The sequence below is a fragment of the Bacillus sp. H1a genome (assembly GCF_000633475.1).
GTDB lineage: Bacteria > Bacillota > Bacilli > Bacillales > Bacillaceae_G > Bacillus_A > Bacillus_A paramycoides.
The window spans coordinates 43,308-66,204 of the sequence record NZ_AYMH01000018.1; the positions used below are offsets into that span (position 1 = coordinate 43,308).

General features: G+C 36.2%; 22 protein-coding genes and 1 pseudogene. 18 read left to right on the top strand and 5 right to left on the bottom strand.

Annotation, left to right across the window (positions count from 1 at the left end; genetic code table 11):
- Positions 1 to 10: 10 nt before the first annotated feature.
- Positions 11 to 958, bottom strand: a complete 948-nt coding sequence (locus U860_RS0107615; RefSeq protein ID WP_025148042.1) for a class I SAM-dependent methyltransferase — start codon at positions 956 to 958, stop codon at positions 11 to 13.
- A gap of 196 nt (positions 959 to 1,154) precedes the next feature.
- Between U860_RS0107615 and hutP the strand changes: the two genes are divergently transcribed.
- From hutP to U860_RS0107665, 10 genes are all read left to right on the top strand, one after another.
- Positions 1,155 to 1,595, top strand: a complete 441-nt coding sequence (hutP, locus tag U860_RS0107620; RefSeq protein WP_000926516.1) for a hut operon transcriptional regulator HutP — start codon at positions 1,155 to 1,157, stop codon at positions 1,593 to 1,595.
- Positions 1,596 to 1,698: 103 nt separating this feature from the next.
- A complete protein-coding gene (gene hutH / locus U860_RS0107625) occupies positions 1,699 to 3,216 on the top strand; it encodes a histidine ammonia-lyase (protein WP_025148043.1) in 1,518 nt (505 codons plus the stop codon).
- 23 nt (positions 3,217 to 3,239) lie between these two features.
- Positions 3,240 to 4,898, top strand: a complete 1,659-nt coding sequence (hutU, locus tag U860_RS0107630) for a urocanate hydratase (RefSeq protein WP_025148044.1) — start codon at positions 3,240 to 3,242, stop codon at positions 4,896 to 4,898.
- A 12-nt stretch (positions 4,899 to 4,910) separates the two neighbouring features.
- On the top strand, positions 4,911 to 6,182 hold the full coding sequence (gene hutI, locus U860_RS0107635) for an imidazolonepropionase (protein ID WP_002172924.1): 1,272 nt from the start codon (positions 4,911 to 4,913) through the stop codon (positions 6,180 to 6,182).
- Entirely contained in the window at positions 6,161 to 7,132 is a 972-nt protein-coding gene (gene hutG, locus U860_RS0107640; RefSeq protein ID WP_025148045.1) for a formimidoylglutamase, read from the top strand. The genes hutI and hutG overlap by 22 nt, the downstream gene beginning before the upstream one ends.
- Positions 7,133 to 7,267: 135 nt before the next feature.
- A complete protein-coding gene (locus tag U860_RS0107645) occupies positions 7,268 to 8,395 on the top strand; it encodes an alkene reductase (protein WP_025148046.1) in 1,128 nt (375 codons plus the stop codon).
- Between the two features lie 71 nt (positions 8,396 to 8,466).
- Positions 8,467 to 10,041 (top strand): FMN-binding glutamate synthase family protein, encoded by a 1,575-nt coding sequence (locus U860_RS0107650; RefSeq protein ID WP_025148047.1) that lies wholly within the window; start codon positions 8,467 to 8,469, stop codon positions 10,039 to 10,041.
- Positions 10,042 to 10,543: 502 nt separating this feature from the next.
- Complete coding sequence (locus U860_RS0107655; protein WP_029952901.1) at positions 10,544 to 11,482, top strand: ring-cleaving dioxygenase; 939 nt, start codon at positions 10,544 to 10,546, stop codon at positions 11,480 to 11,482.
- Between the two features lie 32 nt (positions 11,483 to 11,514).
- Positions 11,515 to 12,132, top strand: coding sequence for an alpha/beta hydrolase (locus U860_RS0107660; RefSeq protein ID WP_025148049.1), 618 nt, complete (start codon positions 11,515 to 11,517; stop codon positions 12,130 to 12,132).
- A gap of 206 nt (positions 12,133 to 12,338) precedes the next feature.
- Complete coding sequence (locus tag U860_RS0107665; RefSeq protein WP_025148050.1) at positions 12,339 to 13,130, top strand: phosphotransferase; 792 nt, start codon at positions 12,339 to 12,341, stop codon at positions 13,128 to 13,130.
- Positions 13,131 to 13,273: 143 nt separating this feature from the next.
- On the opposite strand, the gene U860_RS0107670 is transcribed toward U860_RS0107665, so the two are convergent.
- Positions 13,274 to 14,806 carry a BA3702 family sensor histidine kinase gene (locus U860_RS0107670; RefSeq protein WP_025148051.1) on the bottom strand — a complete coding sequence of 511 codons (1,533 nt, stop codon included), beginning with the start codon at positions 14,804 to 14,806 and terminating at the stop codon, positions 13,274 to 13,276.
- A 235-nt stretch (positions 14,807 to 15,041) separates the two neighbouring features.
- On the opposite strand from U860_RS0107670, the gene U860_RS0107675 reads away from it, so the two are divergent.
- Positions 15,042 to 15,413, top strand: coding sequence for a VOC family protein (locus U860_RS0107675; protein ID WP_025148052.1), 372 nt, complete (start codon positions 15,042 to 15,044; stop codon positions 15,411 to 15,413).
- A 20-nt stretch (positions 15,414 to 15,433) separates the two neighbouring features.
- Here U860_RS0107675 and U860_RS0107680 read toward each other — a convergent pair whose 3' ends face one another.
- Positions 15,434 to 16,243: a YitT family protein gene (locus U860_RS0107680; RefSeq protein ID WP_025148053.1), complete on the bottom strand. Its 810-nt coding sequence runs from the start codon at positions 16,241 to 16,243 to the stop codon at positions 15,434 to 15,436.
- Between the two features lie 145 nt (positions 16,244 to 16,388).
- Between U860_RS0107680 and U860_RS0107685 the strand changes: the two genes are divergently transcribed.
- The 3 genes from U860_RS0107685 to U860_RS0107695 are packed head-to-tail and all read left to right on the top strand — an operon-like array spanning position 16,389 to position 17,929.
- The gene (locus U860_RS0107685) at positions 16,389 to 17,192 is read left to right on the top strand and encodes a protein phosphatase 2C domain-containing protein (protein ID WP_025148054.1); all 804 of its coding nucleotides are present in this window, start codon (positions 16,389 to 16,391) and stop codon (positions 17,190 to 17,192) included.
- Between the two features lie 15 nt (positions 17,193 to 17,207).
- Positions 17,208 to 17,660 (top strand): peptidoglycan recognition family protein, encoded by a 453-nt coding sequence (locus U860_RS0107690; RefSeq protein WP_025148055.1) that lies wholly within the window; start codon positions 17,208 to 17,210, stop codon positions 17,658 to 17,660.
- A 17-nt stretch (positions 17,661 to 17,677) separates the two neighbouring features.
- On the top strand, positions 17,678 to 17,929 hold the full coding sequence (locus U860_RS0107695) for a DUF2164 domain-containing protein (protein WP_002018980.1): 252 nt from the start codon (positions 17,678 to 17,680) through the stop codon (positions 17,927 to 17,929).
- A gap of 22 nt (positions 17,930 to 17,951) precedes the next feature.
- Here the strand turns inward: U860_RS0107695 and U860_RS0107700 are convergent, their stop codons facing one another.
- Both U860_RS0107700 and U860_RS0107705 read right to left on the bottom strand, forming a co-directional pair.
- Positions 17,952 to 18,164 carry a CsbD family protein gene (locus U860_RS0107700; RefSeq protein WP_025148056.1) on the bottom strand — a complete coding sequence of 71 codons (213 nt, stop codon included), beginning with the start codon at positions 18,162 to 18,164 and terminating at the stop codon, positions 17,952 to 17,954.
- A 171-nt stretch (positions 18,165 to 18,335) separates the two neighbouring features.
- Positions 18,336 to 19,148: a GNAT family N-acetyltransferase gene (locus U860_RS0107705; protein WP_025148057.1), complete on the bottom strand. Its 813-nt coding sequence runs from the start codon at positions 19,146 to 19,148 to the stop codon at positions 18,336 to 18,338.
- A 152-nt stretch (positions 19,149 to 19,300) separates the two neighbouring features.
- Between U860_RS0107705 and U860_RS0107710 the strand changes: the two genes are divergently transcribed.
- The 4 genes and pseudogenes from U860_RS0107710 to U860_RS0107725 all read left to right on the top strand — a co-directional run bounded on the left by U860_RS0107710 (position 19,301) and on the right by U860_RS0107725 (position 22,897).
- Entirely contained in the window at positions 19,301 to 19,504 is a 204-nt protein-coding gene (locus U860_RS0107710; RefSeq protein ID WP_025148058.1) for a hypothetical protein, read from the top strand.
- Positions 19,501 to 20,048, top strand: a pseudogene (locus U860_RS31280) (GNAT family protein). Before U860_RS0107710 ends, U860_RS31280 begins: the two are co-directional and overlap by 4 nt.
- A gap of 277 nt (positions 20,049 to 20,325) precedes the next feature.
- Positions 20,326 to 21,114 carry a helix-turn-helix transcriptional regulator gene (locus U860_RS0107720; protein WP_025148059.1) on the top strand — a complete coding sequence of 263 codons (789 nt, stop codon included), beginning with the start codon at positions 20,326 to 20,328 and terminating at the stop codon, positions 21,112 to 21,114.
- Positions 21,115 to 21,283: 169 nt separating this feature from the next.
- A complete protein-coding gene (locus tag U860_RS0107725) occupies positions 21,284 to 22,897 on the top strand; it encodes a long-chain fatty acid--CoA ligase (RefSeq protein WP_025148060.1) in 1,614 nt (537 codons plus the stop codon).

A 22,897-nucleotide genomic window follows, 5' to 3' on the forward strand; every position in this document is an offset into this window, starting at 1 on the left:
CTAGCAAATGCTAGCTTTTTTCCTTTTTACATCTATAAATCGCTAATGTTTTCGGATCGCTCCATATACCGTCATGAAGAGTTAATTCATTTTCTATTTCTTTTTTCAACCAGTCCTTCATTTCGGCGTGAAGGTATATATTATCAGGTATATTCAGAGACGGAAACATGCTAGAAATATAGTTTACGATTGGAGTGGCATGATGAAAAATAAGTGCATTATGAATAATTGTTTCTTCAACAGTTGGAAAAACAGATTGTAATAGCTCTTTACCATTTTCTAAACAAAATGGAGCTGCGGATGGTGATGTTTTTGGTAAATCAAATGCAACTAACATTTTGTTACACATTTCATCTATACGAGGTAATGAAACTTTAGAATTTGTTGTAGCTAAAAGGCCGCCGCCGGGACGAATTACTTTATGGAATCCTTGAATTGTTTTTTCGACATCTTTCATGTGATATAATATATGCCTTGCGACTATCCAGTCATAACAATTATCTTCGAAAGGAAGTTTGCTAGCATCACCCAGTTTCCATTCAATTATGCTATTCTTTATTGCAGCTTCAGAAAGCATAGTTTCCGATTGATCAAAACCGGTTAGATGTCCTGTATGACCATTCGTTTGCAAAAGGGAAAGAAATTTTCCGTTAGCGCACCCGACCTCTAATATTTTTTCTTTCCCTTGGAGTTGGAAATGTTCAATGACGACTTCATCTATATTCACTCGTTTCTTTTCAAAATGTTTATGCGTATCGATACGTGTTTGTAAATGGTTGCTTACGTTGTATTGGCGTTTTACATCATTCATTTTTTCATATTCCACCTTCGTGCAAAATTGCTGGATCGCATGTGTTAATACGTCTGTTTTATTTAAACCTTCGTAATGGAGTGCCGCTTCAAATCTTTCAAGTAATTTTTCTTCAATTCGAAAATGAATATCTTTTCGCTTCGCCACTGAAATCTCGCTCCTTTGCATCTGTTAGTGCGACTATAGCACGCTTGAAAAATTTGTGTAAATAATTTGTGTACACAAATTGGAGAAAATTAAAAAATTATTTGAATCATCATTTAAACTATTGACGATTTAAACGTTTTCATATATTCTTAAATTAAGTAATATTCAAACAATTCAAAAGAAATGAGAGAGTCACATGCTTCTTCAAGGAACACATCGAATTGGTCGGATGGCCATGCTGTTGGCACTTGCGGATGAGAATGAAAGCCCTGTATTATCTATTCCAAAAGGTTGGAAATATTGTACGGGGAAAGTGGGTTCGATGAATTCGCAAAAAGTTGTAGCAGCAATGGAAACAGCGGCTAAGAGCAACCAAGTTATTGAAACAGACGTTTACAGAGAAACACATGCACTTTATCATGCAATAATGGAAGCTTTGTACGGAGTGACGAGAGGTCAAATTCAGTTAGCAGACGTTCTTCGTACAGTGGGACTTCGTTTTGCAATAGTGCGCGGTACACCATACGACGGGAAAAAAGAAGGCGAATGGGTTGCTGTTGCGCTTTATGGAACGATTGGTGCGCCTGTAAAAGGATCTGAGCATGAGGCGATTGGTTTAGGAATTAATCACATATGATTTGCCCATAGTCTATTAGTTAGAAGGGGGCCTTGCTTTTTAGGACAGAAGTCTGTCTTAAAAAGGTAAGGTCCCCTTTTGCTTTTTTTAAGGAGGAAAAATGATGATTACGTTAACAGGACACACATTGACAGTTGAAGAAATGAAGAGGTTGTTACTTGAAGGTGAAGGTGTAACAGCTTGCCCAAATAGTATGCAAAAGGTAGCGGAGTGCCGCGAAGTAGTTGAGAAAATTGTAGAAGATGGAAAAGTTGTTTACGGTATTACAACTGGATTTGGAAAGTTTAGTGATGTGCTTATTCAAAAAGATGATGTAAAGGCACTTCAGCACAATTTAATTCAATCACATGCGTGCGGGATAGGTGATCCATTCCCAGAAGAAGTATCACGCGGTATGTTAATTTTACGAGCTAATACGATGTTAAAAGGAGTATCTGGCGTTAGACCACTTGTTGTAAATATGCTTCTTGAGTTTGTAAATCGCAAAATTCATCCAGTCGTTCCGCAACAAGGGTCACTAGGAGCGAGCGGTGATTTGGCACCTTTATCTCATCTTGCTCTCGTTTTATTAGGTGAAGGTGAAGTGTTCTACAAGGGAAAACGAGTTCATGCGATGGTTGCTCTTACAGAAGAGGGGCTTGAACCTATTGAATTAGAAGCGAAAGAAGGTCTTGCGTTAATCAATGGTACGCAAGCGATGACAGCGCAAGGAGTTCTTTCTTATATGGAAGCAGAAGCAACGGCTTATCAAGCAGAATTAATTGCTTCTATGACAATTGAGGGATTACGCGGCATTATTGATGCATTTGATGAGAATGTTCATAAAGCACGTGGGTATAAAGAGCAAGTGGAAGTAGCAAGTAGAATTCGTGACGTTCTTCATGATAGTAAACTTGTGACAAAACAAGGGGAACTTCGTGTACAAGATGCATATTCACTTCGCTGTATCCCGCAAGTGCACGGTGCTTCTTGGCAAGTTTTAAATTATGTGAAAGAAAAATTAGAAATCGAAATGAATGCAGCGACAGATAATCCACTTATTTTTGATGGTGGGGAAAAAGTAATTTCAGGTGGTAACTTCCACGGACAACCGATTGCATTTGCGATGGATTTCTTAAAAGTAGGAATGGCGGAACTTGCAAATATTTCAGAGCGCCGAATTGAGCGCCTAGTAAATCCGCAATTAAATGACTTACCACCATTTTTAAGTCCAGAACCAGGACTTCAATCTGGTGCAATGATTATGCAATATGCAGCGGCTTCGCTCGTTTCTGAAAATAAAACGTTAGCACATCCGGCGAGTGTAGATTCAATTCCATCGTCAGCTAACCAAGAAGATCACGTAAGTATGGGAACAATCGCTTCTCGTCATGCGCATCAAATTATTCAAAATGTAAGACGTGTTCTTTCAATTGAGATGATTTGTGCGATGCAAGCAGCAGAGTATCGTGGTATTGAAAACATGAGTACAGTGACGAAAGCGTTCTATCATCAAGGCCGTCAGCAAGTGCCTTCTATTACAAATGACCGCATATTCTCAACGGATATTGAAAATATCGCGCATTGGTTAAAAGCGAACTATTCAATAAAAGAAAGATTAGATGTAAACGCAGCAATATAAAACGAGAAAAGGGAGAGATTGAAATGGAAAAAGTAAAACAAACAATTCGTGCGCAAAGAGGTACTGAGTTACAAACGAAAGGATGGGTTCAAGAAGCTGCACTTCGAATGTTAATGAACAATTTAGACCCTGAAGTAGCTGAAAAACCAGAAGAATTAGTTGTATATGGCGGAATTGGCCGTGCAGCTCGTAACTGGGAAAGCTACAATGCAATTGTAGATTCATTAAAAACGTTAGAAAGTGATGAAACGTTACTTGTTCAATCAGGAAAACCAGTTGCAATTTTTAAATCACATGAAGATGCACCTCGCGTTCTTTTAGCGAATTCAAACTTAGTACCGAAGTGGGCGAACTGGGATCACTTCCGTGAACTAGAGAAAAAAGGCCTTATGATGTACGGACAAATGACAGCGGGTAGCTGGATTTACATTGGAACACAAGGGATTTTACAAGGAACATATGAAACATTTGGTGAAGCGGCACGTCAACATTTCGATGGTTCATTAAAAGGTACATTAACACTTACTGCTGGCTTAGGTGGTATGGGTGGTGCACAACCTCTTGCTGTAACGATGAACGGCGGTGTTGTAATTGCTATTGATGTTGATAAGCGCAGCATCGATCGTCGTATCGAAAAGAGATATTGTGATATGTATACAGAATCTTTAGAAGAAGCGTTAACTGTTGCGAACGAGTATAAAGAGAAGAAAGAACCAATTTCAATTGGATTGTTAGGAAATGCAGCAGAGATTTTACCAGAACTAGTGAAGCGCAATATTACGCCAGATTTAGTTACGGATCAAACATCTGCTCATGATCCATTAAACGGTTATATTCCAGTAGGTTACACATTAGAAGAAGCAGCGAAACTTCGTGAAGAAGATCCAGAACGTTACGTACAATTATCAAAAGAAAGTATGAAAAAACATGTGGAAGCAATGCTTGCAATGCAAGAGAGGGGCGCGATTACATTTGATTATGGAAATAACATTCGCCAAGTTGCTTTCGATGAAGGATTAAAAAATGCTTTCGATTTCCCAGGATTCGTTCCAGCATTTATCCGTCCGTTATTCTGTGAAGGAAAAGGACCATTCCGCTGGGTAGCTCTTTCTGGTGACCCAGAAGATATTTATAAAACAGACGAAGTTATTTTACGCGAGTTCGCGGATAATGAGCATTTATGTAATTGGATTCGTATGGCTCGTCAGCAAGTTGAGTTCCAAGGTCTTCCATCACGTATTTGTTGGCTTGGTTACGGAGAGCGTGCAAAATTTGGTCGCATCATTAATGAAATGGTGGCAAATGGTGAATTATCGGCACCGATCGTTATCGGTCGTGACCATTTAGATTGCGGATCTGTAGCATCTCCAAACCGTGAAACAGAAGCGATGAAAGACGGTAGTGATGCAGTAGCAGACTGGCCAATTTTAAATGCATTAATTAACAGTGTAAACGGTGCGAGCTGGGTATCTGTTCACCACGGTGGTGGCGTTGGTATGGGTTATTCACTTCATGCTGGAATGGTTATTGTTGCAGATGGAACTGAAGCAGCAGCAAAACGTATTGAACGCGTATTAACTTCTGACCCTGGTATGGGTGTTGTTCGTCACGTTGATGCAGGATATGACTTAGCTGTTGAAACAGCGAAAGAAAAAGGCGTTAACATTCCAATGATGAAATAAGGGGGAAGAAACATGCTGGACACTTTACTAATAAATATCGGTCAATTACTAACAATGGATCAAGAAGATGGCTTGTTAAGACGGGAAGCGATGAACACGCTTCCTGTTATTGAAAACGGTGCTGTTGGAATTGAAAACGGCGTAATTACTTTCGTTGGAACAGCGGAAGAAGCAAAAGGATTACAAGCGAAAGAGGTTATTGATTGCGGCGGGAAAATGGTTTCTCCTGGTCTTGTTGATCCGCATACGCATCTTGTATTTGGTGGATCTCGTGAAAATGAAATTGCGCTGAAATTACAAGGAGTTCCGTACTTAGAAATTTTAGAACAAGGCGGAGGTATTCTTGCGACTGTAAATGCAACGAAACAGGCATCGAAAGAAGAACTTGTTCAAAAAGCTAAATTTCATTTAGACCGTATGCTATCTTTCGGTGTGACAACTGTAGAAGCGAAAAGTGGTTACGGATTAGATGATGAGACGGAATGGAAACAATTAGAGGCAACTGCACAATTACAAAAAGAGCATCCAATCGATTTAGTTTCAACATTTTTAGGTGCTCATGCAGTTCCGAAAGAGTACAAAGGAAAATCAAAAGAATTTTTACAATGGATGCTAGATTTATTACCAGAAATGAAAGAGAAGCAATTAGCTGAGTTCGTTGATATTTTCTGTGAAACAGGCGTGTTCTCTGTAGAAGAATCAAAAGAATTTTTATTAAAAGCGAAAGAACTTGGCTTTGATGTGAAAATTCATGCAGATGAAATCGACCCTCTAGGTGGTGCTGAAGCAGCGGCTGAAATTGGTGCAGCATCAGCGGACCATTTAGTTGGCGCTTCTGATAAAGGAATTGAAATGCTTGCAAATTCTAATACAGTAGCAACATTATTACCAGGAACAACTTTTTATTTAAATAAAGAAAGTTTCGCACGTGGACGCAAAATGATTGATGAAGGTGTTGCGGTTGCTTTAGCTACAGACTTTAATCCAGGTAGCTGTCCAACTGAAAACATTCAGCTTATTATGAGCATTGCGATGCTGAAACTGAAAATGACACCAGAAGAAGTTTGGAATGCGGTAACAGTTAACTCTGCTCACGCAATTAATCGTGGTGATGTAGCTGGGAAAATTAGAGTTGGTCGTAAGGCAGATTTAGTTTTATGGGATGCTTATAATTATGCTTACGTACCGTACCATTACGGCGTTAGTCATGTAAATACAGTATGGAAGAATGGTAATATCGCATATACAAGAGGTGAACAATCGTGGAGCACGGCCACTATTTAAAGAAGAATGCAAAGTTTATCGATCGTGAAGTGACGAAATGGAGCGAAATGATTAAAGATTGGGAGGAAGGCGTAGAAATATTCGGTGCTGCCTTAATTGGAGCACCTCTTTCTAAACCATCCATTAGTCATTCAGGGGCATGTTTTGCACCGAAAACGATTCGTTCAATGTTAGATGCATATAGCACATATGCAATTACAGAAGAACACGACATGAAAGAAAGTGTCCTGTATGATTGCGGTGATATTACGATGCATGTTACAGATATAAAAGAAAGTCATAATCGAATCGCGAAAACAGTTGGTCACTTAACGAAAGTGAATCCGAAAATGATACCAATCGTTCTTGGTGGTGACCATTCTATTAGTTTTCCGAGTATAAGTGGTTTTGCAAATAGTAAAGGAAAGATCGGTATTATTCAATTTGATGCCCATCATGATTTACGTAATTTAGATGATGGTGGCCCATCAAATGGTACACCGTTCCGTAGTTTACTAGAAAATGATGTCATTACAGGAAAACAACTCGTTCAAATTGGGATTCGTAATTTTTCAAATGCACGGGCGTACCATGAATATGCAAAAGAGCATGGCGTGACTGTGTATACAATGAAAGATGTAAGAGAGCGAGAAATAAAAGATATTATTACAGAAAGTATTGAAGTATTAAGAAAACAAGGCGTGACCTCTATTTATATTTCTCTTGATATGGACGTATTAGACCAAGCGTTTGCGCCAGGTTGTCCAGCAATCGGCCCTGGAGGAATGGATAGTACGACTTTACTTGATGCGATTGAATTCCTTGGAAAAGAGCAGCTCGTTCAAGGGATGGATATTGTAGAGATTGATCCAACTCTTGATTTTAGAGATATGACGAGCCGAGTAGCAGCACAAGTTATTATGAGTTTTCTTTTAGCGCGAGAAACGATTGAGAAAGAGATTCGTATATAAGGAGGAACCTCTCTATTGTTAGAGGGGTTTTTTTCTATATGCGAATATTTCTAGATAAGAGCGTATAAATTGACGTTACTATTTAAAAGTAAGTATGATGCGATTATAGTAAGTTTTTTATAAGGGGGAAGAAAAATGGCAAGTTCAAACAATAAAGCAGCAAATATTTATGCAGGAACAAATATAAATAATTGGGGAGCTTTTGAAAACGTTGAAGAAACGAAGTTATTTGATCCGGTTCAAATTGGATCTTGGTCTCTTCGTAATCGCATAGCGATGGCACCGATGACGAGATGTTTTGCAAATAATGAGACGGGAGTAGTTGGTGCTGACGTAGTAGAGTATTACCGAAAACGTGCTGCTGATGGGGTTGGATTAATTATTACAGAGGGAATCGTCATTAGCCCAAGAGCAAAAGGGAATCCAGGAGTACCAGGTATTTATACGAAAGAGCAAGTGAATTCTTGGAAGCCTGTTACAGAGGCAGTACATAAAGAAGGCGGAACGATTATTGCGCAAATATGGCATGTCGGACGCATGAGTCATCATGAAATAATTGGTGGCCAATTGCCGCAAGCACCGTCAGCAATTGCTGCAGAGGGAAATGTTCCTCGTTTCCGAAAACCGTTTGATACACCAGAAGCAATGACAATAGAAGAAATAAAAGAAGTTATCGGTCAATACGCACAAGCTGCGAAAAATGCGATTGAAGCTGGATTCGATGGTGTTGAAATTCACGGTGCACACGGATATTTAATTGATCAATTCACTTATGAATTCGCGAATAAGCGAACAGATAAATATGGCGGAGGCTTAAAGCAAAGGCTATCATTTATGAAAGAAGTAACAGAGGCTGTTATAGAAGCAGTTGGAGCTGATAAAACACTTCTTCGCTTCTCTGCCTTTAAAGGTGATAACCCTACTTATATGTGGGAAAATCCAGAACTTGCGATTGAGGATTTTGTAAATATGTTCAAAGAAGTTGGATTAACAATGATCCATCCGTCAACGATGAATTATACAGCAGTTATTGCTGACGGAAAGAATTTTCATCAATTAGTAAGAAAATATTGGGATGGTACTATCGTAGGAGTAGGGAATTTGAATCCGAAAGAGGCAGAAGAAGCATTGCAAGAGGGAACAATTGATGTAGCGGCATTTGGAAGACCGTTAATTGCGAACCCAGATTTTGTTCATCGAATTAAAAATGCTGAAAGTTTAGTCGAATATGATGCGAAAGAGCATCTTGCTACGTTAGTGTGAATAAGGATAAAAAGAGAACACATCGAGTGTTCTCTTTTTATTATGGAACTTCATATATAGGGGGAAGCAGAATGAATGAAGCGCTACTCGTTATTATTAGTATATTGCTCTTTTTGATGCTACTTCTGATTATTTTTTTTATCATTACATTTTTTATTAAAAAACGGACGCATCATTCTATATTAAAATTGCATCCATATTTAGGAAGGATGCGCTATTTACTTGAAAAGATAGGACCGGAATTCCGGCAATATTGGTTTGACCATGATACTGATGGAAGACCTTTTTCACGTTACGATTTTCAAAGTGTTATGTTTTTAGCAAAATATCGTTCTGAAATACTTGGTTTTGGATCAAAACGAGATTTTGATACTTCTGGCTATTATATTGCTAATACATTATTTCCAACATTAACAGATGAATTAAGTGTGAATCTAACGCAAGAGCGTGAGGGAAAAAAGTATGTGATTCAAAAAGAGGGATTATTTTCAAGAAGAGAGAAATTGACAGCGGATACAACAAACCTTTGGTTATACGAAGAAGATGATGCAATTATAGTCGGTGAAAATCGTAAATATCCATGGAAACTACATGGCATGTTCGGTGCATCAGCGACTTCTTACGGTGCAATTGGAGAAAATTATATTTTATCAACTGGGTTTGGAGCGAAAATGGCAGGTGGTTCATGGATTAATACTGGGGAAGGGGGCGTGATTCCAGAACATTTACATACAGGTGCAAATATTATCGCACAAATTGGTCCGGGGTTATTCGGATATCGTGATGAGGATGGTAATTTTTCAATGAAGGAATTTATTGAAAAAGCGAGAGAAAGTAATATTAAAGCATTTGAATTGAAATTTGGGCAAGGAGCAAAAATACGTGGTGGTCATTTAGAAGGACAGAAGGTAAATGAGAAAATTGCTTCCGTTCGGAAAGTACGAGAAGGAGAGACGATTAATTCGCCAAATCGATTTTCATTTATTAATAATGCGGCAGAGGCTTTATATTTTATTCGAAATTTGCAAGAAAACGGCGGTAAACCAGTCGGTATGAAAATTGTAATTGGTCAACAGGAGCCGTTGGAAGACTTATTGAAAACAATGAAAGAATTAAACATCTATCCAGATTTTATTACAATCGATGGTTCAGAAGGTGGATCAGGTGCAACGTATAAATCGATGGCAGATAGTATGGGGCTGCCGCTTATTCCAGCATTAATTACATTTATTGATACAGCGAATCATTATGGGGTCCGGGATAAATTAAAGGTGTTTGCCTCTGGGAAATTAATCACACCAGATAAAGTGGCAATCGCTTTAGCAATTGGAGCAGATGCTGTAAATTCAGCCCGTGGATTTATGATGGCAAGCGGCTGTATTATGGCACTTCAATGTAATTCAGGACAATGTCCATCAGGTGTTGCGACGACGAATCCTCACTATCAAAAAGCGTTAGATCCGTATGAGAAGAAATGGCGAGTAATGAACTATATAATTAGTATGAGATATAGTTTGTTTTCATTAGCGGCGGCAGCGGGAGTAAAGAGTCCGCGCCATTTAACGAGAGAGCATATTGTGTTTAAAGATGAGACTGGGAGGGTGATTTCTCTTTTGGAATTGTTTCCCGACGTAAGCGAGAAGTAAATGTGTAAGGATGTAGCTAAATAAAAAATGTTGGTCAAAAGTCATACATTTGTATGGCTTTTTTGATTATAGGAATATAGGGAAGCTAGAAAAATATTGCTCGAATATTTCCGCTTGTCGTTTGTACCTTTTATAATATACAGCAGTTGTCAGAAAAATATTTTTGATGAAAAAATTAAACGGGATCCTCATTGACAATGAAAAATAATTAGATTATAATAAATCTCGAATTCAAGATAATTTCGAAGGTATTCTAAATAATAAAACCGATATTTTATATAATAGTAAACTAAGCATATTGTAGGAACTGTAGTTTTTTTTGTTAATTATCTCGAATTCGAGATAATTTTAAATAAGGTGGAATGTGTGAGTTTTTAAGGGATATCTCAAATTCGAGATAAAATGACATTATGGATTGAACTTAATCAAATGGACAAAATGAATAATGAATTTTAGCGTATAGCAGTTCTTTAAAAATGAAATAAAAAAAGGAGTGGGCGAAATGGAAAAGAAAACAATGGGGATTCATCATATTACAGCAATCGTAGGTCATCCACAAGAAAATGTAGATTTCTATGCAGGTGTATTAGGTTTGCGTTTAGTAAAACAAACAGTGAATTTTGATGATCCAGGTACGTATCACCTTTACTTTGGGGATGAAGGAGGAAAGCCAGGAACAATTATTACATTTTTCCCTTGGGCAGGTGCTCAACAAGGTGTCATAGGAGATGGGCAAGTAGGAATAACTTCATACGTTGTACCTAAAGGTACTATAGGATTTTGGGAAAAGAGATTGGAGCACTTCGATATTTCATATACAAAAATGACGCGCTTTGGAGAACAGTATTTAGAATTTGATGACCCGCATGGTTTGCATCTAGAGATTGTTGAAAGAGAAGAAGGAGAAGCGAATAATTGGAGTTTTGGAGGAGTTACGCCAGAAGTTGCGATTAAAGGATTTGGTGGTGCTGTCCTTTTATCTGCACAGCCTCAAAAAACTGCCGAACTGTTAGAACATGTAATGGGACTTGAAAAAGTTGGAGAAGAGGGAGAGTTTGTTCGATTCCGTTCTTCAGCTGAAATTGGAAATGTAATTGATTTAAAGTTAAATTCTATTGGACGCGGGCAAATGGGTGTTGGTACGGTGCACCATATTGCATGGAGAGCTATTAATGATGCTGATCAATTAGACTGGAAAGAACATGTTTCACGCTTCGGATATGGTGTTACTCCTGTTCAAGATCGAAATTATTTTAATGCCATTTATTTTAGAGAGCACGGGGAAATTTTATTTGAAATTGCAACGGATCCTCCAGGATTTGCACATGATGAAACTCAAGCAACGATGGGTGAAGAATTAATGCTTCCTGAGCGATATGAACCACATAGAAAACAGATTGAACAAGTACTATTACCAATTGAAGTAAGAGAATTAGACTAATTATATAAGTGATTGAAAGGGGATAAAGGATAATGATGAAACATGTTTTTCAAAAAGGAAAAGATGCGTCAAAACCAATTCTATTATTGCTACATGGTACGGGTGGAAATGAATTAGATTTATTACCGCTTGCCGAAAGAATTGATCCAGAAGCTTCTGTATTAAGTGTTCGTGGGAATGTGTTAGAAAATGGAATGCCTCGTTTCTTCCGTAGATTAGCAGAAGGTATTTTTGATGAAGAGGATCTCGTTTTCCGTACGAAGGAATTGAATGAATTTTTGAATGAAGCAGCAAAAACATATGGATTTGATAGAGATAATATTGTAGCTGTTGGGTACTCAAATGGAGCAAATATTGCAGCGAGTTTATTATTCCATTACGAAAATGCATTAAAAGGTGCCATTCTTCACCACCCAATGGTACCGAGAAGAGGGATAGAACTGCCTAATTTAGTAGAGAAAAAAGTGTTTATTGCTGCTGGAACAAATGATCCGATTTGTCCATCAGCAGAGTCAGAGGAATTAAAGGCGTTACTAGAAAATGCGAATGCTAGTGTAACAATGCACTGGGAGAATAGAGGGCATCAATTAACGATTAATGAAGTAGAAAAAGCAACAGAGTGGTATGAAAGAGTGTTTCCACATGCATAAATAATAGGCTAAATCGAGTGTGAAATCATAAAGATTTTATACTCGATTTTTTTGTTGCTATTCAGGGTGTTAAAAAGAACAGGAAAGTTATGTTAAAATATGAAGAAAAGCAAAGGGGTTCCTGTTGTGTTAATGAGCAGGAGTGTAGAAAAATCGGCAATTTGTTTTAAGAGTGTCGATTTTTTAATAATGGAGGGAAGTATTAGATGTCAAACTACGAAAATGAAGAAATGTTAACGGGAGGGAATGTCTCAAACGTATATCGTTCGAAAGATACTGTTCGACGAGAATTAAAGCAGGGCAGTACCAAAATTCATAAACTATTAAACCATTTGGAAAACAAAGGGTTTAGTTATGCACCAAAGTTTTTAGGGATTGATGAAAAAGATAGAGAGATATTATCATTTTTTGAAGGAGAAGCTGGTAATTATCCTTTAAAAGAATACATGAGGTCTAATGATGTTTTAAAAGAGATAGCGAAGATGCTCCGTCTTTATCATGATGCTGTGAGTGACTTTCCGTTATTAGATGATTGGAAACCGATGGATAATACTCCAAATAAAATAGAGGTTGTATGCCACAATGATTTTGCAATATACAACATTATTTTTAATAACGAAAAACCAGTAGGTATTATCGATTTTGATGTTGCTGCTCCGGGTCCAAGACTTTGGGACATAGCGTATACTCTTTACACTTGTGTCCCTTTAAGTAGAGTTTATTATACAGAAACAGGTGAGGCAGTTTATTATAATTCATTACAGCATGCTGATCGTATAAAGCAAAGAGTTAAATTGTTTTTTGAATCATACGGTGATGATATGGAAGAAGATTATTTGGAGCTGGTATTGCTCCGATTAGAAGGGTTATGTAAATACATGAAAAGAAAAGCTAAAGAAGGCGACATGAACTTTCAAAAAATGATAGATGAAGGACACCTTGAACATTATGAAACCGATATTAAATTCATTCGTGAACATGGAAGAGAATGGATGTAATGAAATGCGTTTTATACAAAAATAAAGCTCAGAGTCATATAGGGACTTTGAGCTTTTTAGCGTGTTATTTTAGATGTTTTCCATAATAACTGAAATACTTATAACAATTAGTAGGTGCCTTTTATTATATTGATATAGCATATTTAAGAGTTTGTTACAGGCTGAGATGCAGCGATTGGTAATTGGATATCAACAGTTGTTCCTTTGTTTAATTCACTTGAAATGAATAATTTTCCGTGATGCTCTTGGATGATTTTATAGCATATCATTAAGCCGAGACCAGTTCCTTTTTCTTTTAAGCTATAAAAAGGTTCTCCAAGACGTGACATGCGCTCTTCGGGTATTCCACATCCTTCATCGATAACGCGTATTGAAATAAAATCATTTTCTAACGATGTTGTTTGAATGAAGATGTTACCGCCATTTGGCATCGCCTCGATGGCATTTTTTAATATGTTAATAAAAACTTGTTTTAATTGATTACTGTCACATTGAATGTCAGAAGTATGATTAAAATGGTCCATAATGATATGAACGCTATGCATAATAGCAGTTGGTAAAATAAAAGTTACTACTTCTTCAATTAATGTTTGTATGTTGCAAGTATCAATAGAAAGCACTTGTGGTTTAGACATCGCCATAAATTGGCTTGTTATGGATTCCATTTGTGAAATTTCACTCAGCATAACGTCTACATACCATTTATTTTCCTCATTTATCTCTGGATGTAATAATGTTAAAAATCCTTTCAATGAAGTTAGCGGGTTTCTAATTTCATGCGCAATTCCAGCTGTCAGTTGTCCTACTACTGCAAGCTTTTCGGATTTTCGTAATAATTTTTCAGTTTCCTTTAGTTCGGTAACATCCCTTCCCATCACTATAAGACCTTTGCGGGAGCCATCAGGGTGGAAGAGTGGGACTTTTGAAATACTTAAAATTAGGTCGAAATCATCTCTATGTATAATAAATTCTTCACCGTGAAGAATTTGTCCTTTTTGCCATGTTAGTTCATCAACTTCTTCACAATGTAAAAAAGCTTTTCGGTACGCTTCGTTATATTGAATGAGTTCCCTATCTTTCTTTCCATGATAGGGTACATTATGGAAAGCGAAGCAAGAAAGTGCATAGTCATTCGCTTCAAGCCAGCGTCCTTCATGATCTTTAAATATAACAAACGCAGGCATTGAATTCATTAATGTGCGCAATCGTTTCTCACTATCTTTTAATACTTTCTCAATTCTATCTGATTTTTCAAGAGGTTTCATAATGGCGTATACACCTGTTAAACGGTTTTCAACAAAAATAGGAACTAATTTTGTTACGACATCTAGTAAATATCCGTCTTTATGATAAATAGAGATAATATACTCTTTTTGATCATTAGCTGCAGTATTTTTTATGTATTGTAGCACTTGATCAGAAATATGTGCTTCTAAAATAGAAGTGATTGTTTTACGCTCTAATTCGTTAGAAGTGTAACCTAATATTCTTTCAGCAGAGGGATTAATATGTAAAATAACTCCTTCTAAACTCAATGAAATAATACTATCAGGATTATGTTCAAAAAGAGAGGCGTACATTTCTGCTAAAGAACGACTTTGTATATGGTTTCGCCAGCGTCCAGATACATTCGGATGACGCTTTTTTTGAGTAGATGAATATTTTTTACGACTCATAATATTTCCTCCGTACAATTAGCATCTAAAAAAGATGGATCTATTAATAACTATAATATAGGTGTGACATGTATTTCTATAAAAAATGGAAATTACATAATAAAATTTCTTTTTTTATTATTAGTAGAAGGTATAAAAGGTAGTAATAAGAGAATCTTATAATGCTTTATTAATTTTCTGTAAGTTACATGAATGTGTTTTCGTTATAACATTAGAATAGAAGAGGGGGAGAAAAATGAAAAGTTATATTCAAGGAATTGATCATGTACAAGTGGCGGCACCTGTAGGATGTGAGGAAGAAGCACGAGAATTTTATGGTAATAAAATTGGTATGGAGGAAATTCCGAAGCCAGAAGAGTTAAAGAAGCGTGGCGGATGTTGGTTTAAGTGTGGAAATCAAGAAATTCATATCGGAGTCGAGCAAAACTTTATACCAGCTAAAAAGGCGCATCCAGCTTTTTATGTTTTTAAAATTGACGAATTTAAACAAGAATTAATACAACAAGGTATTGAGGTAATAGATGATAATGCACGCCCAGATGTAATTAGATTTTACGTATCAGATCCATTTGGAAATAGAATTGAATTTATGCAAAATAAAAACTAGGTGGAGTTCCACCTAGTTTTTTACGCTTTTCTAAACAATCCTAATACTTCAACAGTTTCTGTAATATTAACGAATGCATGAGGATCAATTTCAGATATAGTTAGTTTCATACTTGCCAACTCTTCACGTGAAACGACAGTCATAAGTACACGTTTTTTCTCGTTTGAATAAGCACCTTCGCCGTCAAGAAGTGTAATTCCACGTACAACAGTAGAAAGGAGTTTCTTTTTCATTTCTTCAGCTTGATTTGTTACAATCATAAGTGTAACTTTACGATGTTTCGTATGAACGGCATCAATTACTTTACCAGTTACATAAATTGAAAGTAAGCTTGTTAGTGCTACATCCCAGGTGAAGAAAAATCCTGCAATGACAACAACAACTGTGTTTAACAGAATAAGGAAACCGCCAAGTTTAATATCTCTTTTACGAGATAACAACATACCGATAATATCAAAACCACCAGTTGAACCATGGCAGTTAAAGACAAGGCCAATACCAGCTCCGGCGATAACACCTCCAAATACAGATGATAAAAGTGGATCTGTTGCTACGACTTTTACAGGAATATAATATAGTGCAACAGATAATACAATTACAGAGACAACTGTGTTAAAAATTACTTTTTTTCCAAGACCTATGTATCCTAAAATGAGGATTGGTAAGTTCAATACGAAGTTAATAATACCTGTGTTTACAGGGGTTACAATTCCTAAAATAATAGCAATTCCGCCAATTCCACTACTTAAAATTTTATGGGGGATAAGGAAAAGATTAAAGGCAATTGCAATAATAATAGAACCAAAAATAACACCAAGAAATCTGACCATCTTTTTCCCGTCCTTCATTAAATAATCATATTATTTCAAGATTATATATGAAATTAAAAGTTTTAGGGGAAAACAGTTTATTTTGGGAAATTAGATTAATTCGAAAAGTTTGAGTATTTGATAATTTGGAAGGGGATACAAAAAAATGAAGATAACAACGTATCAAAAGAAAAGTCCTTTAAAACAAGAATGTGAGGATTCATTTTTTTGTAATGAAGATAATATAGTTTACGGTGTATGTGATGGCGCAACGCCACTTGTCCCATTTTGTGATGAAGAAGGACATAATGGAGCACACATCGCTTCGCATTTATTTGCAAGTCATTTTACTTCGTTACGGGAGAATACCAGTTTACAAGTTGAAGTTGCAAAAGCGAATGAATTATTGCAGAACAAGATGCTGGAATATAAGGTTGATACGAGAAAAAAAGATCATTTGTGGTGTACATGTATTGCAGCAGTTCGAGTAAATGGAGAGAAACTTGAATATGCGCAGCTAGGTGATTGTATGATTGTTGCGATACATCAAGAGGGAACGATGCAAGTATTAACGAAAGATACAGTTAAAGGAATTAGTAAACGCGCAAAAAAGAAAAGAGAAGAAGACCGTAAAAAAGGGCTATCTGTACCGGAAGAACACGTTTTTCAAGATGTTCGAGAGCAGTTAAAATACAATCGTTATCTTGCGAATATGCCAAATGGCTACTCAGTTGCAAATGGTATGAAGGAAGCAATGACCTATTTACAACATGGGGAATTACAGGTAGCTGAAGTAAGTGGGATCTTTATTTGTTCGGACGGATTGTTCCACCCAGATTGGCCACTAGAACAAACTGTAGCATATATAAGAAAGAATAGTATAAAAGAATATGTAGCAATCATTGAAGAGTTAGAAGGGGAAAACAGAATAAGACCAGATGATAAAACAGTTATTATGATCGATTTTTAAGAGGAGGACGTTCATATGGAAATTAAATGTGCAAATATAACATTTCAAGATGAGTTAGTTCCTTTAGAAAAAGTAAATAAACTTATTATCCACCATACGTCAGAAGTTGGATGGGATGTGTATAAAACTCACGAATTTCATCAAAAAGTAAGAGGGTGGAGCGGAATTGGCTACAATTATTTTATTGAAGAAGATGGAACTGTAGTCGAAGGACGAGGTTTACATATTGGAGCACATGCGAAAGATAATAATAGTGATACAATTGGAATATGTATGACGGGAAATTTTGATACATACGATCCTACTACTGCGCAAATGGATTCACTATATTCTTTATGCAAGACATTAATGAATCAATTTTCTATAAGTAAAGAAAATATACTTGGTCATCGTGAATTAGAAGGAGTTACAAAAACTTGTCCAGGAAATCGCTTTTCTATGGTAGAGTTAAGAAAAGTATTATCTTAAATATAGAGGAGTAACGAATGATGATGAACATAAAAATACCGACTGATAAAAAAGAAGAGCTTGTAGCACAAATCCAGCAGTTTTTCGTTGAAGAAGATTTAGATGAGATTGGACGTTTCCAAGCAGAACGTTTAATAGAAGAAATGATAAAGTTAGTAGGACCATTTGCATACAATCAAGCAATTGGAGATGCAAGAAAACTTGTAACTGAAAAACTATCTAATATTGAAGAAGATTTGTATGTGTTAGAGAAGAGCGAAGGTAAATAAAAAAGAGCCATTTGGCTCTTTTTTATTTATTTTCTTTATGCTCTTTATATTCATGTACTTTTTCTTTGACATTACCGACAGTAATTTTGGCAGTACCTTTTATCTTATCCCATTTTCCTTCAGCTTGTAATTTCTTATTGTCTGTTACTTTCCCGACAACTTCCTTTACTTCGCCTTTTACTTTATCAATGGTACCTTCTACTTTTTCTTTTAAACCATGCTCATGCTTTGTCATACATTTCTCCTCCATGTAGTTTGATTAGAATTCTCTTTTCATATAGCAAGTTGAATGATGTATCTAGTAATAGCGTAACAAATGAAGTTTGAATATTCAAATGATTAATAGGGTAGAAATGGAATTGTCATAAAATGTATACATTCGTAATGGTAAGAAAAAGAAAGTTAATTATAAGTATTTCGCAGTCCATATTGATTTTGTATAAGCGATTTTCAAATGAGCGCGTTCCATATTATTTTGACTACTGCTACCAAATCGAGCTTGTCCAACTATTAAATTGCAATTTGATTCAATCGCTGTCTCAATTCGTTTTTGAATTAATGCAGTATGACAACCTTTACGTTGAAATTCTGGCAATGTAGCAGAAGTAGCTAATGATGCGACATCTTTATTTATATATAGGACACCGATACTTGCTGGAATATTTTGAACTTCGGCTATGAAAAAATGCCAACCTGGTTGATTGTAAAGAACTTCGTTATTTTGATGGACGCCATCTTTTGTAAAGGACGGCATATTAAATCCACGTACATAAATATCTGCAAAAGTATGAAACTCATTTTCTTTCAGTAAACGTACTGAAATGTCAGAAGGAAGAAGTGATGAGTCTTGTCTCGGTATACTATATAAAGCGGTATGGAAGCTGGATTGGTAAAAACCTTTTTGAGATAAGTATTGAAATAGTTCAGTTGTGGCTTGAGCTGGTGTAATTTCAAAACGGCAAGGAATTTGTAGTGAACGATAATAAGAGATGATTTCATCTATCCCATTTGTATTTGTAAATGTAATGCCTTTTACTGTGTTAAAAGCAGGACCAGCAATTACTTTTGATGAAAAGGCAGTGGCACTCCCAAACTTTTTCATTTGTACTTGCATTGGATTTCCGGTTATCAATTGTAAGGCTTCTAATCTAGAAGATAACATGTCAATTTCTGCGCTTTCAATTTCTTTAGCTGTATCGAGTGTCATAATAGTAGTCATAAAATTCCTCCATCAATAAATATAATACATAGTATAAATACGATTTTTGTGCTAGGATTCCTGTTGCAATTTAAGAGAACAACAGGTTTTTTGGAAGGGAATTGGAAGTGCACTGTCGAAGGGAGTAGAAATAGATTAAAGGTGGTGCTCTCATGAGGAAGAACGACGCGCAGACATGCTCTAATTGCGGTTCTCATAATATAGGAGAAGGTGAGTTTGTCGGTTATGCACAAATACGGAAAAAAGAGACGATGTTTACATCATCTCCGGTAGATGCTTACGTTTGTACGGATTGTGGTCATATCCTTTTATTAAAAGTACGAAATTATGAAAAGTTTAAACAAAAGCCGTTATGATTGTTGAGAAGTGGCTATATCCAACTCTGCATACAAGTCGTCTTCTATTAAGGAAGATTGATATGAGTGATACTTTACATATATATGAATACGCCTCAGACAACGAATTGACAACTTATACTATATGGGATACCCATCAATCGTTACATGATAAGAAAATATTTTTAGAAGAAATTGTGAGTCAATATGAGAAAGAAAAAGTAGCTCTCCTTGGAATAGTATTAAAAGAGGAACAAAAGCTCATAGGGACGTGTGGATTTATAAAATATAATTCAACTGAACATAAATCGGAGATTGCATACGCTTTATCACGAAAATATTGGGGAAGAGGATTAGCTATCGAGGCTGCGTTAGCTTTTTTTAGCTATGGTTTTAATATAGCATTGAAGCGGGATGTAATTCAGAAAATGAAGCATCTGAGAGATTAATGAAACGATTGAATATGGAGTATGAGTGTACGATTAAAGAGGATTTGTTCGTTAAAGGTAAGTATCGTAATACGAAAAGATATAGTATATCGAGAACGCAATATATAAATAAATAGAAAGTTTTATATGGAAACCTCCTTTAAATTAAATTGTTTAGGGGAGATTTTTTTTTGTTGATTATAACAAATATTCCCTTTAATTGTTATAATTGGTCACTATAGAGGCTAATTTTTGGTGAGGTTGTAAACATACAAGATAGACAGTTAAATCGTATATAAGCACCTTATATAACATAATCGCAACCGTAAGTTGACAAAGTGCAACCGTAGGAAGATAGAGATAAGAGCAATGTTTACATACAATTTAGTTAAGAAAACAAAGGGGGATACACATATGGGATTTGGTGAGAAACTTTTTAAATTAAGAAAGGAAAAGGGTCTTTCTCAAGAAGCGTTAGCTGAGAAATTAAACACAACAAGGCAAGCGGTTAGCAAATGGGAAAATGGCCAAGGCTTTCCTGAAACTGAAAAACTAATAATGATTGGAAATGTATTTGAAGTATCTCTTGATTACTTATTAAAAGAAACTGCTGAGCAAAGTAATGAAAAGGAACATGGATATTACGTAAATAAGGAGATGGCAGAAGGCTATATAGTGTATGGACAAAAAATATCTAAATATATCGCGTTAGGATTTAGTTTGCTCATTCTATCGACGATACCGTATTTATTATTTAAGGAAGATGTAACAATGTCTACATTTCTTGTAATTATTATTGCTGTCCTTGGAATTGGAGCAATGATGGTACCTGTAACTATAGAAGAGAGTCGATACAATGTATTGAAAAAGGAAGAACTACTATTTGATCAAAACTTCCTAAAAGAATTGACAAAAAGATATACGACTATTAAGAAGAAATATGCTGCAGTAGTGATCGTTGGGTTTTGTTTCATAGCAGCAGGGGCAATTCCATTTTTGTTTGAGAAAAAGCGTATTACTTCAGGGGAATTAGTGCAGTATTATCCGTACTGCGTTGTACTTATTGCTATCGCATTCTATCTTTTTGTTCGTGTTTTCGGAGTGTTAGAAACGTACAGAATTTTAGTAGAAAATAAAGAATATAGCAATCGTTTCATTTTTAAATTGAAAAAGAAAGTAAGGAAAAAGGTAGATAGTTTTTAAATAGGAGAGGAACATGTTTTGAATAATTTACTTTCAAGACATGTTTTTTTGTTTCTGAATTATTTCCAAAGAAATAATTCAGAAAATACAGAAAAATATCGTAATTATTTGTGGAATTCTGTTATAATATACAGAAATGAAAACGCTTTAAAGGGAGGCTGTAAACCATATGATGATGAATGTACCGCTAACAATTAGTTCTATGATGGAAAGAGCAGAAAAACTTTTCCCGAAGAAAGAAATCGTTTCTCGAACACATGATACAGTTACAACATTAACGTATAAGCAGTTAGGAGAAAGGACGAGAAGACTTTCAAGTGCGCTAAAAAATCTTGGAATTAAAGAAGGTGAGCGCATCGGAACGTTAGCGTGGAATCATCATCGACATGTGGAAGCATATTTTGCTATTCCAGGCATTGCTTCCGTTTTGCACACAATTAATATTCGTTTATCTCCTCAACATATATCATATATTATTCAGCATGCAGAAGACCGTATTTTACTTATTGATGAAGATCTAGTACCGCTCGTTGAGAATATCCAATCTGAATTATCCACTGTACAAGCTTACATTATTATGACTGATAAAGATGAACTCCCAAAAACTACGCTTCATCCCGTATTCCATTATGAGAAGCTTTTAGCAGAAGGCGATCCGAAATTCCAATTTGTAAAAGATATTGATGAAAATACACCTGCTGGTATGTGTTATACGTCAGCGACTACAGGAAATCCAAAAGGTGTTGTTTATACACATCGTAGTACAGTGCTGCACTGTATGGCACTCGGATTAGCAGATACGACAGCTTTATCGGAAAGTGATGCAGCGATGGCCATTGTACCAATGTTTCATGTGAATGCTTGGGGACTTCCTTTTGCAGCTACTTGGTTTGGGGCAAAACAAGTTCTTCCGGGACCGATGTTTACCCCGAAAATTCTATTAGAAATGATTCAAACAGAAAAAGTAACGATAGCTGCGGGTGTGCCGACAATTTGGCTCGGTGTTTTACAAGAGTTAGAAAATAATAGTTACGATTTAACTAGTATTACGAGAATACTATGCGGAGGTGCAGCTGCACCGAAAAGTGTTATTAAAGCATTTGAGCAAAAATATAATGTTCCTTTCGTACATGCATATGGCATGACTGAAACAAGTCCACTTGTAACGCTTGCACGTTTAAAAAGCTATGAAACAGATTTGGCGTATGAAGAACAACTTGAGATTCGTTCGAAGCAAGGATATCTTGTCCCTGGTGTAGAGATGAAGGTAGTTGGTGCAGAGGGTGAAGTGAAGTGGGATGGCATTGAAATGGGAGAACTATGTTTACGAGCACCTTGGATCGCTGCAAGCTATTATAACGATGAGCGTACGGTGGAAGGGTTCCGTGATGGATGGTTATATACTGGCGATGTCGTTACAGTCGATGAGGAAGGTTGCGTAAAAATTGTTGATCGTACGAAGGATGTTATTAAAAGCGGGGGAGAGTGGATTTCCTCAGTTGATCTTGAAAATGCTTTAATGGCACATGATGCTATATTTGAAGCGGCTGTTGTTGCAGTACCTCATCCGCAGTGGCAAGAGCGTCCAGTTGCCTGTGTTGTTCAAAAGAAAAATAGCACTGTTACAAAAGAGGAACTATATGAGTTTTTAAAACCGCAGTTTGCAAAATGGTGGTTGCCAGACGATATTGTATTTATGGAAGAAATACCGAAAACATCTGTTGGGAAGTTTTTAAAACAGGCACTTAGGAAAGAGCTTGAGCATTTGCATAAAGAAAAATAA

What these genes read in the sequence shown, in the direction of transcription:
- U860_RS0107660 (WP_025148049.1), top strand. Translation starts at nt 11,515, where the DNA reads ATGATGAAACATGTTTTTCAAAAAGGAAAAGATGCGTCAAAACCAATT.
- U860_RS0107685 (WP_025148054.1), top strand. Translation starts at nt 16,389, where the DNA reads ATGAAGATAACAACGTATCAAAAGAAAAGTCCTTTAAAACAAGAATGT.
- U860_RS0107725 (WP_025148060.1), top strand. Translation starts at nt 21,284, where the DNA reads ATGATGATGAATGTACCGCTAACAATTAGTTCTATGATGGAAAGAGCA.
- U860_RS0107710 (WP_025148058.1), top strand. Translation starts at nt 19,301, where the DNA reads ATGAGGAAGAACGACGCGCAGACATGCTCTAATTGCGGTTCTCATAAT.
- U860_RS0107705 (WP_025148057.1), bottom strand. Translation starts at nt 19,148, where the DNA reads ATGACTACTATTATGACACTCGATACAGCTAAAGAAATTGAAAGCGCA.
- hutI (WP_002172924.1), top strand. Translation starts at nt 4,911, where the DNA reads ATGCTGGACACTTTACTAATAAATATCGGTCAATTACTAACAATGGAT.
- U860_RS0107700 (WP_025148056.1), bottom strand. Translation starts at nt 18,164, where the DNA reads ATGACAAAGCATGAGCATGGTTTAAAAGAAAAAGTAGAAGGTACCATT.
- U860_RS0107650 (WP_025148047.1), top strand. Translation starts at nt 8,467, where the DNA reads ATGAATGAAGCGCTACTCGTTATTATTAGTATATTGCTCTTTTTGATG.
- hutH (WP_025148043.1), top strand. Translation starts at nt 1,699, where the DNA reads ATGATTACGTTAACAGGACACACATTGACAGTTGAAGAAATGAAGAGG.
- U860_RS0107720 (WP_025148059.1), top strand. Translation starts at nt 20,326, where the DNA reads ATGGGATTTGGTGAGAAACTTTTTAAATTAAGAAAGGAAAAGGGTCTT.
- U860_RS0107670 (WP_025148051.1), bottom strand. Translation starts at nt 14,806, where the DNA reads ATGAGTCGTAAAAAATATTCATCTACTCAAAAAAAGCGTCATCCGAAT.
- U860_RS0107690 (WP_025148055.1), top strand. Translation starts at nt 17,208, where the DNA reads ATGGAAATTAAATGTGCAAATATAACATTTCAAGATGAGTTAGTTCCT.
- U860_RS0107675 (WP_025148052.1), top strand. Translation starts at nt 15,042, where the DNA reads ATGAAAAGTTATATTCAAGGAATTGATCATGTACAAGTGGCGGCACCT.
- U860_RS0107655 (WP_029952901.1), top strand. Translation starts at nt 10,544, where the DNA reads ATGGAAAAGAAAACAATGGGGATTCATCATATTACAGCAATCGTAGGT.
- U860_RS0107665 (WP_025148050.1), top strand. Translation starts at nt 12,339, where the DNA reads ATGTCAAACTACGAAAATGAAGAAATGTTAACGGGAGGGAATGTCTCA.
- hutP (WP_000926516.1), top strand. Translation starts at nt 1,155, where the DNA reads ATGCTTCTTCAAGGAACACATCGAATTGGTCGGATGGCCATGCTGTTG.
- hutU (WP_025148044.1), top strand. Translation starts at nt 3,240, where the DNA reads ATGGAAAAAGTAAAACAAACAATTCGTGCGCAAAGAGGTACTGAGTTA.
- U860_RS0107695 (WP_002018980.1), top strand. Translation starts at nt 17,678, where the DNA reads ATGATGATGAACATAAAAATACCGACTGATAAAAAAGAAGAGCTTGTA.
- U860_RS0107645 (WP_025148046.1), top strand. Translation starts at nt 7,268, where the DNA reads ATGGCAAGTTCAAACAATAAAGCAGCAAATATTTATGCAGGAACAAAT.
- U860_RS0107680 (WP_025148053.1), bottom strand. Translation starts at nt 16,243, where the DNA reads ATGGTCAGATTTCTTGGTGTTATTTTTGGTTCTATTATTATTGCAATT.